The sequence below is a fragment of the Ideonella aquatica genome (assembly GCF_018069755.1).
Lineage (GTDB): Bacteria > Pseudomonadota > Gammaproteobacteria > Burkholderiales > Burkholderiaceae_C > Ideonella > Ideonella aquatica.
In genome coordinates this window covers 323,216-336,782 of sequence record NZ_JAGQDE010000002.1, presented here as the reverse complement: position 1 = coordinate 336,782, position 13,567 = coordinate 323,216, and the positions used below count along the sequence as shown (strand labels likewise).

Here is a 13,567-nt window from a genome sequence, read left to right as displayed (position 1 = left end):
ACGAAACTTACTCCGCCCGATCGGCACCGTCAAGCACTATATTGCATGCTTCGGGTAATCACTGAATCCATGGACACCCTCGATCCTGACCTGGCCGAGCCGGCCACCGAGCGCCCCAGCGACCCGCGCGACCCCTTCCTGACCGCGCTGGGCGAGCGCGTGCGCTCCTTGCGCGCGCGCCGCGGCCTGACCCGCAAGGCGCTGTCGCAGCACTCCAAAGTGTCCGAGCGGCATCTGGCCAACCTGGAGCTGGGCGTGGGCAATGCCTCGGTGCTGGTGCTGCGCGAGGTCTGCCGGGCCCTGGACTGCCCACTGCCCGAACTGCTGGGCGACGAGACCAGCCACTCGCCCGAGTGGGCGCTGATCCGCGACCTGCTGCGCGGCCGCAGCGAGGACGACCTGCGCCGCGGCCGCATGGCGCTGACCGATCTGTATGGCCAGTCCGGCGCGCCCGATGCCCGCGCCCAGCGCATCGCGCTGATCGGCCTGCGGGGTGCCGGCAAGTCCACGCTGGGCCGCCTGCTGGCCGAGTCCCTGGACGTGCCCTTTGTCGAGCTGAACACCGAGATCGAGCGGGTCGGCGGCTGCAGCCTGCCCGAGATCCACAACCTGCTGGGCTCGGCCGCCTACCGCCGCTACGAGCGCCGCGCGCTGGAAGAAACCATCCAGCTCTACCCGGACGCCGTGATCGCCACCCCGGGCGGCGTGGTCTCGGACCCGGCCAATTTCAACCTGTTGCTGGGCCACTGCGTCACGGTGTGGCTCAAGGCCACGCCCGAGGAGCACATGGCCCGCGTGATGGCCCAGGGCGACCTGCGCCCGATGGCCGGCAACCGCGAGGCGATGGACGACCTCAAGCACATCCTGGCCGAGCGCACCCCCTTCTACAGCCAGGCCGATCTGCAACTGGAGACCGGCGGCAAGCCGCTGGAGCAGGCCTTTACCGAACTGCGTCGGCTGGTCGAGCCGATGCACAGTGCAGCTCAGGGTATGCACTAAACTGCAGTTTTCGCTTGACAAGCGGATTTCCTGCACTATCATGCGTGTCATCGGTTGCTGCACGATCCTGCATCAACCCGTCACCCACCGCCCCTGACCCGGAGACACCATGAGCACCACCCCCGACACCGCCGCCCTGGTCGACTACCGCACCGAGCCCGGCCGCTACCGCCACTGGACCCTGAAGTTCGAAGGCCCGGTCGCCACGCTGGCGATGGGCGTGGACGAGAACGCCGGCCTGCGCCCCGGCTACAAGCTCAAGCTCAACAGCTACGACCTGGGCGTGGACGTCGAGCTGCACGACGCGATCAACCGCATCCGCTTCGAGCACCCCGAGGTGCGCACCGTGGTGCTGACCTCCAGCCGCGAGCGCGTGTTCTGCTCGGGCGCCAACATCTTCATGCTGGGCGTCTCCAGCCACGCCTGGAAGGTGAACTTCTGCAAGTTCACCAATGAGACCCGCAACGGCTTCGAAGACTCGTCCAAGCACTCGGGCCTGAAGTTCCTGGCCGCCGTCAACGGCTCCTGCGCCGGCGGCGGCTACGAGCTGGCCCTGGCCTGCGACGAGATCCTGCTGGTCGATGACCGCAGCTCGGCGGTGAGCCTGCCCGAAGTGCCGCTGCTGGGCGTGCTGCCCGGCACCGGCGGCCTGACCCGCGTCACCGACAAGCGCAAGGTGCGCCATGACCTGGCCGACATCTTCTGCACCACCACCGAAGGCGTGCGCGGCCAGAAGGCCGTGGCCTGGCGCCTGGTCGACGAGATCGCCAAGCCCGCCCAGTTTGCCGCCCGCGTGCAGGAGCGTGCTCTGCAACTGGCCGAGCAGAGCGACCGCCCGGCCGACGCCCAGGGTGTGGCCCTCACCCCGATCCAGCGCACGTTCAACGGCGACAGCCTACAGTGGCAGCACGTGGGCGTGGAGATCGACCGCGCCAAGCGCCAGGCCGTCATCACCGTCAAGGCGCCCGAGGGCGCGCAGCCGGGCAACGTCGAGCAGATCGTCGCCGCCGGTGCCGACTGGTACGCGCTGGCCCTGGCCCGCCAGCTGGACGACGCCATCCTGCACCTGCGCACCAACGAGCTGGAGATCGGCACCTGGGTGCTAAAGACCAGCGGCGATGCCGAGGCCGTGAAGGCGCTCGACGCCCTGCTGCTGGCGAACCAGAACCACTGGCTGGTGCGCGAAACCACCGGCCTGCTGCGCCGCACCCTCAGCCGCCTGGACGTGTCCTCGCGCTCGCTGTTCGCGCTGATCGAGCCGGGCTCGTGCTTCACCGGCACCCTTCTCGAGCTGGCCCTGGCCTGCGACCGCATCTACCACCTGGCCCTGCCCGACGACGAAGCCAAGGCGCCGAAGATCGGTGTCGGCGAGATCAACTTCGGCCTGTTCCCGATGGCCACCGGCCAGAGCCGCCTGGCCCGCCGCTTCTACGAAGAAGAAGCGCCGATGGCCGCGGTGCGCGCCAGCATCGGCCAGGCGCTGGACGCCGACGCCGCCTTCGCGCTGGGCCTGGTCACCGCCAACCCCGACGACATCGACTGGGACGACGAGGTGCGCCTGGCGCTGGAAGAGCGCGCCGCGATGTCGCCCGACGCGCTCACCGGCATGGAAGCCAACCTGCGCTTCAACGGCCCCGAGAACATGGTCACCCGCGTCTTCGGCCGCCTGACCGCCTGGCAGAACTGGATCTTCCAGCGCCCCAACGCCGTGGGCGAGAAGGGCGCGCTGAAGGTCTATGGCAAGGGCGAGAAGAGCCAGTTCGACATGAACCGGGTCTGAGTCCGACACCTCACTTTCGACGTTGGGCGGCGCGGTTCCGGGTGGAGCGCGCCGCCACCGAAACACCACTCCCCCGATCCCGGCACACGGAGACACCATGTCCTCGATCAACTACTCGGAAAAGATCCCCAACAACGTCAACCTGGCGGAAGACCGCACGCTGCAGCGCGCGCTCGAGCACTGGCAGCCCAACTACCTGCAATGGTGGCAGGACATGGGCCCGGACGGCTCGACCGACTACGACGTCTACCTGCGCACCGCGATCAGCGTCGACCCCGACGGCTGGGCGCAGTTCGGCCACGTCAAGATGCCCGACTACCGCTGGGGCATCTTTCTGAACCCCAAGGAAGAAGGCCGCCAGGTCAACTTCGGCGAGCACAAGGGTGAAGCCGCCTGGCAAGACGTGCCTGGCGAACACCGCGCCAACCTGCGCCGCATCATCGTCACCCAGGGCGACACCGAGCCGGCCAGCGTGGAGCAGCAGCGCCACCTGGGCCTGACCTGCCCCAGCCAGTACGACCTGCGCAACCTGTTCCAGGTGAACGTGGAAGAAGGCCGCCACCTGTGGGCCATGGTCTACCTGCTGCACCGCTACTTCGGCCGCGATGGCCGCGAGGAGGCCGAGGCCCTGCTCGACCGCCGCTCGGGCGACCAGGACAACCCGCGCATCCTGCAGGCCTTCAACGAGAAGACGCCCGACTGGCTGAGCTTCTACATGTTCACCTACTTCACCGACCGCGACGGCAAGTTCCAGCTGTGCGCGCTGGCGGAGTCGGGCTTCGACCCGCTGGCCCGCACCACCAAGTTCATGCTGACCGAGGAAGCCCACCACATGTTCGTGGGCGAGTCGGGCGTGAGCCGGGTGATCCAGCGCACCTGCCAGGTGATGAACGAGCTGAAGACCGATGACCCGGCCAAGATCCGCGCCGCTGGCGTGATCGACCTGCCCACCATCCAGCGCTACCTGAACTTCCATTTCTCGGTGACGATCGACCTGTTCGGCGCCGACGAGTCCAGCAATGCCGCGATCTTCTACAACACCGGCCTGAAGGGTCGCTATGAAGAGACCAAGCGCGGCGACGACCACCGCCTGCAGGGCCAGCACTACACGGTGCTGGGCCTGAAGGACGGCCATCTGGTGGAGCGCCAGGTGCCGATGCTCAATGCGCTGAACGAGGTGCTGCGCGACGACTACATCAAGGACTCGATCGGTGGCGTCAACCGCTGGAACAAGGTCATCGAAAAGGCCGGCATCCCCTTCCGCCTGACCACGCCGCACAAGGCCTTCAACCGCAAGATCGGCACGCTGTCGGGTGCCTGCATCACGCCGGAAGGCCAGGCCGTCAGCGCCGTCGAGTTCGCGGCCCGCGAGAAGGACTGGCTGCCCAGCGCCGAGGACCGCGCGTTTGTGGCCAGCCTGATGGGCCGCGTCGTCGAGCCGGGCAAGTTCGCCAACTGGATCGCGCCGCCGGTGATGGGCATCAACCGCCAGCCCGTCGACTACGACTACGTGAGATTTAATTGACCCCCCCGAGGCGGCTGCGCCGCTTCTCCCCAGGGGGCGCCGTCTGCGGCCCGGCGAAGCCGGTTCCGCGACGGCACTTGGTTAGCTAGTGCTACTGCAAGGCCCGTCATGAATGCACCGTTGCCCACTGTCGTCAAGCAGCACGTCATCGACCCCGAGATCTGCATCCGCTGCAACACCTGCGAAGCCACCTGTCCGGTCGGCGCGATCACGCACGACTCGCGCAACTACGTGGTCGACGTGGCCACCTGCAACTGGTGCAACGCCTGCATCTCGCCCTGCCCCACCGGCTCGATCGACAACTACCGCAGCGTGCCGGCCGGTCGGCCCTACACGCTGGAGGAGCAGTTCAGCTGGGACGAGTTGCCGGCGGAGCTGAGCCCCGAGCAGTTGCAGGCCGCCGTGGCCGAATCCGGCGGTGACGCCAGCGCCGTGGCCGCCGAGCCTGCCGCTGCACCCGCAGCAGACCCGAGCGGCGAAACCGCCTTCCGCAGCGCCGATTGGGGCGCCACGCTGCCCCCCTGGTCGGCCGCGCACGCCTACACCAACCTGTACGGCCCGAGCTCCAAAAATGCAGCCGCGCAGAAGACAGTCACCGCCACGGTCACCGGCAATGTCCGCGTCACCGAGGTCGGCAAGGACTACGACACCCACCACATCGTGCTGGACTTCGGCGCCATGCCCTTCCCGGTGCTGGAAGGCCAGTCGATCGGCATCGTGCCGCCGGGCACCGATGACAAGGGCAAGCCGCACCATGCGCGCCAGTACTCGATCGCCAGCCCGCGCAACGGCGAGCGCCCGGGCTACAACAACCTCTCGCTGACCATCAAGCGGGTGCTGGAAGACCACGCCGGCAAGCCGGTGCGTGGAGTGGCCAGCAACTACATGTGCGACCTCCAGGTGGGCGACACGGTGCAGGTGATCGGCCCCTTCGGCACCAGCTTCCTGATGCCCAACCACCCGCGCTCGAACATCGTGATGATCTGCACCGGCACCGGCAGCGCGCCGATGCGGGCGATGACCGAGTGGCGCCGGCGCCTGCGTGCCAGCGGCAAATTTGAAGGCGGCAAGCTGATGCTGTTCTTCGGTGCCCGCACCCAGGAAGAGCTGCCCTACTTCGGCCCGCTGCAGAACCTGCCCAAGGACTTCATCGACATCAACTTCGCGTTCTCGCGCACGGCCGGCGCGCCCAAGCGCTACGTGCAGGATGCGATGCGCGAGCGCGCCGCCGACCTGGCCGCGCTGCTGCAGGACCCGAACACCTGCATCTATGTCTGCGGCCTGAAGTCGATGGAAGAAGGCGTGGTGCTGGCGCTGCGCGACGTGGCGCAGCAGGCCGGCCTGAGCTGGGACACCATCGGCACCGCCCTGAAGACCGAAGGTCGCCTGCACCTGGAAACCTATTGACCCCGATGAGCTACAGCACGCTGGATGTCACCGTCGCCCCCGTTGCCCGGGTGCGGATGAACCGCCCCCAGGTCTTCAACGCCTTTGACGAGGCGATGATCGGCGAGTTGGACCAGGCCTTCAGCGCCCTCACCGCCGATCCGTCGGTGCGGGTGATCGTGCTGGAGGGCGCCGGCAAGGCCTTCAGCGCCGGCGCCGACCTGCAATGGATGCAACGCGCCAGCACCGCCAGCATCGACTGGAACGAGGCCGATGCGCGCCGTTTCGCCGGCATGCTGCACACGATCCACCGCTGCCCCAAGCCGACGATCGCGCGGGTGCACGGCGTGGCCCTGGGCGGCGGTGTGGGCCTGACCTGCGCCTGCGACATCGCCATCGCCAGTGAGGACGCCAAGTTCTCGGTCAGCGAGGCCAAGTTCGGCATCCTGCCCTCGGTCATCGGACCCTACCTGACCAACGCGGTCGGCAAGCGCCAGGCACTGCGGCTGGCACTGACCACGCAGCGCATCGGCGCTGCAGAAGCTCTGGCCATTGGCCTGGTCCAGCAGGTGGTGACGGTCGATGCGCTGGACGCCACGGTGGACGCCACCGTGGCCGAGCTGCTCAATGGCGGCCCAAACGCGCTGGCCGAGATCAAGGCGCTGTTCGCCCAGTTCGCGGTGGGCCCGATCAGCCCGGACGTGCGCGAACTGACCGCGCGTACCATCGCCCGCGTGCGCGGGACCGAGGAAGCCCGCGCCGGCTTCGCCGCCTTCCTCGCGAAACAACCTGCCCCCTGGGTTCCCCAAACGAATGACTGATCTGACTAACGCCCCGATGCTCGTGGTGGGCGCCGGCATCATGGGCGCCGGCATCGCCCAGGTGGCCGCCCAGGCCGGCCACCGCGTGTGGCTGCACGACACCCGCGAAGGCGCCGCCGCCAGCGCCAAGACCGCCCTGGCCAAGACGCTGCAGGGCCTGGTGGACAAGGGCAAGCTGGCCGCCGACGCCGCCGAGGGCGCACTGGCCCGCATCACGCCGATCAGTACGCTGGCCGAAGCGGCTGCCGCCCGCGTGGTGGTCGAAGCCATCGTCGAGAACCTCGAGGTCAAGCGCGGCCTGTTCCGCGACCTGGAAGCGCTGCTTTCCGACGACGCGATCCTGGCGACCAACACCTCGTCGATCTCGGTCACCGCCATCGCCAACGGCCTGCGCCTGCCGGGCCGGCTGGTGGGCATGCATTTCTTCAACCCCGTGCCGCTGATGAAGCTGGTCGAGGTGGTCTCGGGCCTGCACACCGAGCCGCCGGTGGCCGAGGCGATCTACGCGCTGTCCCAGGCCTGGGGCAAGGTGCCGGTGCATGCCAAGAGCTCACCCGGCTTCATCGTCAACCGCATCGCCCGGCCCTACTACGCCGAGACCCTGGCGCTGCTGCAGGAGCAGGCCGCCACACCCGCGGTGCTGGACGCCTGCCTGCGCGGCGCCGCTTTCCGCATGGGCCCGTGCGAGCTGATGGACCTGATCGGCCACGACACCAACTTCGCGGTGACGAACTCGGTCTACGGCGCCTATTTCCAGGACAAGCGCTTCGGCCCCTCGGGCGTGCAGCGCGACCTGGTGGATGCCGGCTGGCTGGGCCGCAAGAATGGGCGCGGCTTCTACCCCTACCCGCAGAGTGATGCCGACAAGGCCCTGCCCGCCGCGCCACAGGCGGCGCCGGGCGCGCTCACCGTGCACGGCCAGTGCGCCTGGGCAGCACGCATCGCCGACGCGCTCAGTGCGGCCGGCCTCAGCGTCACGCGTGACACCGCGGCCGCCGCTGTGGCGATCACGCTGGCCGAGGGCGGTGAACTGCGCCCCACCGATGGCCGACCCGCGGCCCAGCTCGCCTTTGAAGGCGGCGCGCGCGACGTGGCCGTGTTTGACTGGAGCGTCACCGAGACCGTGGCGCCCGGCACGCCCATCGCCTTCGCGCTGGCCAGCGGCGCCAGCGACGCTTTTGCCGCCCGCGCCGCCGGCGTGCTGGCCGCTGCCGGTTGGCAGCCGCTGCGCGTGGCCGATGCCGCCGGTCTGGTGGTGGCGCGCACCATCGCCATGCTCGTCAATGAAGCTGCCGACGCCGTGCTGCAAGGCGTGTGCAGCCCCGAGGGCGCCGATGCCGCGATGAAGCTGGGCGTCAACTACCCTGCCGGCCCCTTTGAATGGCTGGCCCGCGTGGGCGCGCCCGCCGTGATGGGCCTGCTCGACCGCCTGGACACCCACTACCGCGGCGAGCGCTACCGCGTGAGCCCCTGGCTGCGCCAGCGGGTGTGGAGCGCCGCATGAAGTTCGCCGAGTTCCATGCCGGCCAGGTGATCGAAGCCGGCCCCTACACGATCACCGAACAGCAGATCCTCGACTTCGCGACCGACTGGGACCCGCAGTGGTTCCACACCGACCCCGAGGCCGCCGCCCAGGGCCCGCACGGCGGCCTGATCGCCAGCGGCTGGCAGACCTGCGGCATCGCGATGCGCCTGCTGGCCGAGAAGGCGCTGGCCGGCAGCGAAAGCTTCGCCTCGCCTGGCCTGCAGTACGTGAAGTGGCTCAAGCCGGTGCGCCCGGACGACACGCTGCGCGTGGTCGCCACCGTGATTGAGACCCGCCGCGCCTCGGCCAAGCCGATGGGCATCCTGCGCTGGCGCTGGCAGCTCTTCAACCAGGACGGCGCCGAGGTGCTGGACCTGGAGGCGACCAGCCTGTTCCGGCTGGCCGATTGAGTCCGGTCAGCGCAGCGTGCCGGTGATCGTCACGCTCACTGGGTCGCCGCTGATGGCCTGCAGACCCGCCCGGCGGCAGTCGTAGCTGGGTCTGACCACCTGCTCCATCGTGACCTCCTGCCCGGTGCGGCCATTGCGGCAACGCACGGCGTAGGGCAGTTGGGCCCAGTCGGCGCGGCCGGCCACCCGCGGCGGCGGCTGCACGCGGCCATCATGCACTGGCCAGGGGATCATCGGATTGCCCGACAACGCGGTGTTCCAGCCATAGCCTTCCATGCCGAAGGTCGTGATGATCGGGCCCCAGACCTCGCTGGTCCAGACGTAGCGGCCTGTGCTGTCGTCATCAGCCGGGTAGCTGCCCAGGTTCATGAACGGCCCGCGCTCCTGCAGCACGTTGCCGCTGTGGCCCAGCGTCTGGAAGAACATCGAGCCGAACTCGGCCGGCGATGGCAGACGCCAGCCGCCCACGTCGCCGAAGCGCGCCCGGGCCAGCCAGCGCTGCGCGTTGTCGAACTCGGCCAGGGGCGTGCTCACATGGCCGTGCGACGGATCGGTCCAGGCATAGCGGGTGCCCTGCACCGCGCCCACGTCGGCCAGCCAGGTGATGCCCAGGCGCGTGTCGTAGAAGGCCTCGAAGCCGGGCTTCTCTGGCTCGAGATCGATGCCTTCGAGTGTGGTGAGCCAGTCTCCCGCTGCCGAGGCCAGCACCGGGTGCAAGGTGCCGGCCAGGGCCAGGCACAGGGCGGCGGTGGGGCGCAGTCGGACCATGGCGCAATCTCCTGAGCAACGGGAGCCGCATCGTGCCGGCCCGCCGCCGCCGGCACATCCTCCAGGCAGTGGACGCGCGGCCGGAGACAATCAGGCCATGAGTGCCCACCGCCCTGTCGGCGTCGACCAGATCGACCGCTTCGACGCCATCATCGACGCCCGCTCACCCGCCGAGTTCGCCGAGGACCACCTGCCCGGCGCGATCAACTGCCCGGTGCTGGACGACGAGGAGCGCCGCATCGTCGGCACGCTGTACGCCACGCAGGGCGCCTTCGTGGCGCGGCGCATCGGTGGCGCGATGGTGGCCGCCAATCTGTCGCGCCACCTGCGCACGCAGTTCAGCGGCATGCCCGAGCGCTGGCGCCCCCTGGTCTACTGCTGGCGCGGCGGCATGCGCAGCGGCTCGATGACCACCTGGATGCGCATGGTCGGCTGGGACGCCCAGCAGCTGGCCGGCGGCTACAAGAGCTTCCGGCGCCATGTGATCGCGCGGCTGGATGCGCTGGCACCCACGCTGGACCTGCGCGTGGTCTGCGGCCCCACCGGCAGCGCCAAGAGCCGGCTGCTGCGCCTGCTGGCTGACGAAGGCGCGCAGGTGCTGGATCTGGAAGCGCTGGCGGTGCACAAGGGCTCGGTGCTGGGCCAGGTGCCTGGTCAGGGCCAACCGACACAAAAGGCCTTCGAGACCCGGCTGTGGCAGGCCCTGGAGCCGCTGGATGCGGCGCGGCCGGTCTTCGTCGAGGCCGAGAGCCGGCGCATCGGCCGCGTGCAACTGCCCACGGTGCTGCTTGAGCGCATGCGCCAGAGCCGTTGCATCGAGCTGCAGGCGCCGGTGGCCGCGCGCCTGGCCTATCTGCTGCAGGACTACGCCTACCTGGGCGACGACCGGGCCGCGCTGGTGCGCCAGCTGGGACTGCTGCGCGGCCTGCACGCCAACACCACGATCGACCAGTGGCAGGCCTGGGCGCAGGCGGGCGAGCTGGCCCCGTTGTTCGAGGCGTTGATGGTGCAGCACTACGATCCGGCCTACGCCCGATCGCAGCGTGGCGATTTTCTGCGTCTGGCCGAGGCCGAGCAGCACCCGCTGGCGTCGCTAGACGATGCCGCCCTGCGCGTGCTGGCCAAGCAGCTGTCCGCGCGCTGATCAGGCGCAGCGCTCGCGCGCCAGCGTGCGCAGCAGCACCAGCGCCGGCGGCGGGCTGCGTCCGGCCAGCGTCACCAGCCCGAAGCGCGCCACTGCCTGCAGTGGCGGCTCCACCGTCAGCTCGACCAGGCTGGGCGCCGCAGCACGTACCGCGATCAGCACCGCATCGCTGGCGGCCGTGGCCTCGACCAGGCCGGCCAGGTCGTCGCCGCGCAGCGTGACGCAGCGCTCGGGATGGGCCTCGGGGCCGTAGCGGTCCATCAGCACGCCGGCCACCGCGTCGCTCAGCGGCGTGGCGGCGATCGGCCAGGCCTGCAGATCGGCAAAACGCAGCGGCTTGCGCTTGCGCAGCAGCGGATGGCCGCGCCGGCACAGGAAACCGCCGGGCAGCTCGCCGACGATCTCGCAGCGCAGGTCGGGGGCCGGTGGCAATGAGTAGGCATCCACCACCAGCGCGTCGAGCGCGCGCGCGCGCAGCGCATCGACCAGCAGCGCCGTGCCGCCACGGCGCAGCTCCAGCCGCAGCCCCTGGCCCTGCGCGGCCACGCGCTGCAGCAGCGGCACCGTCAGCAGCGCGCCCGGGCCCGAGCCCAGGCCCACGCGCAGCGTGCCGGCGCGGGCGCCGCGCACCGCCTGGCCCTGGGTCACCAGCTCATCGGCGTCGGCCACCAGTTGCCGTGCGCGCGCCAGCAGTTCGCGGCCCAGCGGTGTGGGCTCGGCACGGCGGCCGATGCGGTCAAACAGCCGGCCGCCCACCTCGTCCTCCAGGGCCGCGATGCTGCGGCTGAGCGCCGGCTGGGTGAGGTGCTGACGCTCGGCCGCCCGGCTGAATGAGCCGGTGTCGGCCAGGCTGATCAGGTGGCGCAGCTGGACCAGAGTCATATCCATGAGTAGAACTCATCGAACAGAGCATTGCAATGCATTGGACTGCCGAGGGTGCGCTGCCTAGGATCCGCACGACACCCACCCCTGCCGGAGCCTGACCCATGACTTCCCTGCTGCGTCGCATCCCTGCCCTGGTCGCCACCGTGATGACCAGCCTGTGTCTGGCCACCGGCGCCCTGGCCCAGTCGCCCTCCAAGCCGGTGAACCTGATGGTGCCCTACCCCGCGGGTGGCCTGTCGGACGTGATCGCGCGCATCGTCAACCAGCCGCTGGGCAAGGCGCTGGGGCAGCAGGTGATCGTCGAGAACCTGGGCGGCGTCAGTGGCGCCTTGGGCGCGCAGAAGGTGCTGGCCGCGCCATCGGACGGCCAGTACCTGTTCCAGGGCTCGCCCAACGAGCTGATCCTGGCGCCGCTGGCCAATGCCGCGGTGAAGTTCAAGAGCGAGGACTTTCGCCTGGTGCAGATGATCGGCGTGTCGCCCATCGCCATCCTGGCGCGGCCCGGCCTGCCGGCCAAGAACGTGGATGAGCTGGTGGCGCTGGCCCGCAAGGCCGCGGCCGAGGGCAAGCCGCTGAGCTACGCCAGCGTGGGCGTGGGCTCGTTCTACCATGTGCTGGGCGAGCACTTCTCGCAGACCATCGGCGCGAAGATGACGCACATCCCCTACAAGGGCATCGCGCCAATCTTCCAGGACCTGGGCGGCGAGATGGTGGACATCTCGATCATCGTCAGCGGCGCCCAGGTCGGTGGCCTGGTCGACAGTGGCCGGCTGAAGATCATCGGCACACTGGCCCCGGCCGGCAAGGTGGAAGCGCCCTTCCTGAAGCAGTACCCCAGCATCAACGACAGCAAGTCGGTCAAGGACTTCGCGTTCAACATCTGGACCGGCTACTTCGTCAAGAAGGACACGCCCGAGCCGGTGGTGCAGGCCCTGCACAAGGCCCTGTCCTCCGTGCTGACCGACCCCGCCGTGCACACCCAGCTGGAGCAGCAGGCGGTGATGGCCGCCAAGCCGCTGTCGCTGGCCGACGCGCAGGCCGAGTACGTGGCACAGACCGCGCGCTTTCGCGCCATCGCCAAGGCCATCAAGCTGGAAGCGCAATGAGCGCCGTTACGCTGGACGACTTCGTCGCGCTGCGGCGCGATCTGCACCAGCACCCGGAACTGGCCTTCGAGGAGCACCGCAGCGCCGGCCTGGTGGCCGAATGCCTGCGCGAATGGGGTTATGAGGTCACCACCGGCCTGGGTGGCACCGGCCTGGTGGGCACGCTGCGCCGCGGCAGCGGAGCGCGCCGCCTGGGCTTGCGCGCCGACATGGATGCACTGCCGATCAGCGAGCAGTCCGGCCGTCCCTGGGCCAGCCGCAAGCCCGGCCTGATGCATGCCTGCGGCCACGACGGCCACACCGCGATGCTGCTGGCCGCCGCACGCCGGCTGGCCGACGAAGGCGGTTTCGACGGCACGCTGCACCTGATCTTCCAACCGGCCGAGGAAGGTGGCGGCGGCGCGTTGCGGATGATGGCCGACGGCCTGTTCGAGCGCTTCCCCTGCGACGCTATCTTCGCGATGCACAACATGCCCGGCACGCCGCAGGGCCACCTGGTGTTCCGCGATGGTCCGGCCATGGCCTCCAGCGACTACGCCACGATCACCCTGCACGGCGTGGGCGGCCACGGCGCCATGCCGCAGCACACCGCCGACCCGGTGGTGGCCGCCGCCAGCCTGGTGATGGCGCTGCAGACGGTGGTCTCGCGCAATGTGGATCCGCTGCAGGCCGCGGTGGTCACCGTGGGCGCGCTGCAGGCCGGCCAGGCCAACAATGTGATCCCCGCCAGCGCCCGGCTGGAGCTGAGCGTGCGCGCGCTGGACCGAGCGGTCCGCGCCACGCTGGAGCGCCGCATCCGTGCCCTGGCCTCGGCCCAGGCCGAGAGCTTCGGCGTGCGCGCCGAGGTCGACTGGCGGCCGGGCTACACCGTGCTGGTCAACCACGCCGAGCCCACCGCTATCGCCCGCGCCGTGGGGGCCGAGCTGCGCGGCGAGGCCGGCATCACCCGGCAGGGCCCGCCGCTGACCGGCAGCGAGGACTTCGCCTTCATGCTCGAGCGCGTGCCCGGCAGCTACCTGCTGATCGGCAACGGCGGCACTGAGAGCACCGTGCCGGCCCATGCCTGCATGGTCCACCACCCCGGCTACGACTTCAACGACGACAACATCGCCGTCGGTGCCGCCTACTGGACGCTGCTGGCCCGGAGGTTCCTGGCCACCGCATAGAATCACCCCCTGGCAGGAGAGTGCTGCGGCCCTGCGCCGCAGCCACCGAAGG

12 protein-coding genes are annotated in these 13,567 nt (G+C 69.8%); 10 read left to right on the top strand and 2 right to left on the bottom strand.

The features are described from left to right. Positions 1–69 precede the first annotated feature (69 nt). The 7 genes from KAK06_RS03740 to KAK06_RS03710 all read left to right on the top strand — a co-directional run bounded on the left by KAK06_RS03740 (position 70) and on the right by KAK06_RS03710 (position 8,446). A complete protein-coding gene (locus KAK06_RS03740) occupies positions 70–999 on the top strand; it encodes a helix-turn-helix transcriptional regulator (RefSeq protein ID WP_210800485.1) in 930 nt (309 codons plus the stop codon). Between the two features lie 109 nt (positions 1,000–1,108). After that, the gene (gene boxC, locus KAK06_RS03735) at positions 1,109–2,779 is read left to right on the top strand and encodes a 2,3-epoxybenzoyl-CoA dihydrolase (protein WP_210800483.1); all 1,671 of its coding nucleotides are present in this window, start codon (positions 1,109–1,111) and stop codon (positions 2,777–2,779) included. A gap of 97 nt (positions 2,780–2,876) precedes the next feature. After that, positions 2,877–4,304, top strand: coding sequence for a benzoyl-CoA 2,3-epoxidase subunit BoxB (gene boxB / locus KAK06_RS03730; RefSeq protein ID WP_210800482.1), 1,428 nt, complete (start codon positions 2,877–2,879; stop codon positions 4,302–4,304). 108 nt (positions 4,305–4,412) lie between these two features. Then, on the top strand, positions 4,413–5,711 hold the full coding sequence (boxA, locus tag KAK06_RS03725) for a benzoyl-CoA 2,3-epoxidase subunit BoxA (protein ID WP_210800480.1): 1,299 nt from the start codon (positions 4,413–4,415) through the stop codon (positions 5,709–5,711). Between the two features lie 5 nt (positions 5,712–5,716). After that, positions 5,717–6,511, top strand: a complete 795-nt coding sequence (locus KAK06_RS03720; RefSeq protein ID WP_210800478.1) for an enoyl-CoA hydratase-related protein — start codon at positions 5,717–5,719, stop codon at positions 6,509–6,511. Beyond that, positions 6,504–8,015, top strand: a complete 1,512-nt coding sequence (locus KAK06_RS03715) for a 3-hydroxyacyl-CoA dehydrogenase (protein WP_247652617.1) — start codon at positions 6,504–6,506, stop codon at positions 8,013–8,015. The genes KAK06_RS03720 and KAK06_RS03715 overlap by 8 nt, the downstream gene beginning before the upstream one ends. After that, positions 8,012–8,446 (top strand): MaoC family dehydratase, encoded by a 435-nt coding sequence (locus KAK06_RS03710; protein ID WP_210800477.1) that lies wholly within the window; start codon positions 8,012–8,014, stop codon positions 8,444–8,446. The genes KAK06_RS03715 and KAK06_RS03710 overlap by 4 nt, the downstream gene beginning before the upstream one ends. Before the next feature lie 6 nt (positions 8,447–8,452). On the opposite strand, the gene KAK06_RS03705 is transcribed toward KAK06_RS03710, so the two are convergent. Then, complete coding sequence (locus KAK06_RS03705) at positions 8,453–9,214, bottom strand: hypothetical protein (protein ID WP_210800475.1); 762 nt, start codon at positions 9,212–9,214, stop codon at positions 8,453–8,455. A 97-nt stretch (positions 9,215–9,311) separates the two neighbouring features. Between KAK06_RS03705 and mnmH the strand changes: the two genes are divergently transcribed. Further along, a complete protein-coding gene (mnmH, locus tag KAK06_RS03700; protein WP_210800474.1) occupies positions 9,312–10,358 on the top strand; it encodes a tRNA 2-selenouridine(34) synthase MnmH in 1,047 nt (348 codons plus the stop codon). On the opposite strand, the gene KAK06_RS03695 is transcribed toward mnmH, so the two are convergent. Continuing rightward, positions 10,359–11,246 (bottom strand): LysR family transcriptional regulator, encoded by an 888-nt coding sequence (locus KAK06_RS03695; RefSeq protein ID WP_310741025.1) that lies wholly within the window; start codon positions 11,244–11,246, stop codon positions 10,359–10,361. It abuts the gene before it with no gap. Between the two features lie 98 nt (positions 11,247–11,344). Between KAK06_RS03695 and KAK06_RS03690 the strand changes: the two genes are divergently transcribed. After that, on the top strand, positions 11,345–12,349 hold the full coding sequence (locus KAK06_RS03690; protein ID WP_210800472.1) for a tripartite tricarboxylate transporter substrate binding protein: 1,005 nt from the start codon (positions 11,345–11,347) through the stop codon (positions 12,347–12,349). Next, complete coding sequence (locus tag KAK06_RS03685) at positions 12,346–13,515, top strand: M20 aminoacylase family protein (protein ID WP_210800471.1); 1,170 nt, start codon at positions 12,346–12,348, stop codon at positions 13,513–13,515. Before KAK06_RS03690 ends, KAK06_RS03685 begins: the two co-directional genes overlap by 4 nt. The last annotated feature ends 52 nt before the right edge of the window (positions 13,516–13,567 follow it).

Coding starts and splice junctions, on each gene's coding strand:
- KAK06_RS03740 (WP_210800485.1), top strand. CDS start 70: ATGGACACCCTCGATCCTGACCTGGCCGAGCCGGCCACCGAGCGCCCC.
- boxC (WP_210800483.1), top strand. CDS start 1,109: ATGAGCACCACCCCCGACACCGCCGCCCTGGTCGACTACCGCACCGAG.
- boxB (WP_210800482.1), top strand. CDS start 2,877: ATGTCCTCGATCAACTACTCGGAAAAGATCCCCAACAACGTCAACCTG.
- boxA (WP_210800480.1), top strand. CDS start 4,413: ATGAATGCACCGTTGCCCACTGTCGTCAAGCAGCACGTCATCGACCCC.
- KAK06_RS03720 (WP_210800478.1), top strand. CDS start 5,717: ATGAGCTACAGCACGCTGGATGTCACCGTCGCCCCCGTTGCCCGGGTG.
- KAK06_RS03715 (WP_247652617.1), top strand. CDS start 6,504: ATGACTGATCTGACTAACGCCCCGATGCTCGTGGTGGGCGCCGGCATC.
- KAK06_RS03710 (WP_210800477.1), top strand. CDS start 8,012: ATGAAGTTCGCCGAGTTCCATGCCGGCCAGGTGATCGAAGCCGGCCCC.
- KAK06_RS03705 (WP_210800475.1), bottom strand. CDS start 9,214: ATGGTCCGACTGCGCCCCACCGCCGCCCTGTGCCTGGCCCTGGCCGGC.
- mnmH (WP_210800474.1), top strand. CDS start 9,312: ATGAGTGCCCACCGCCCTGTCGGCGTCGACCAGATCGACCGCTTCGAC.
- KAK06_RS03695 (WP_310741025.1), bottom strand. CDS start 11,246: ATGGATATGACTCTGGTCCAGCTGCGCCACCTGATCAGCCTGGCCGAC.
- KAK06_RS03690 (WP_210800472.1), top strand. CDS start 11,345: ATGACTTCCCTGCTGCGTCGCATCCCTGCCCTGGTCGCCACCGTGATG.
- KAK06_RS03685 (WP_210800471.1), top strand. CDS start 12,346: ATGAGCGCCGTTACGCTGGACGACTTCGTCGCGCTGCGGCGCGATCTG.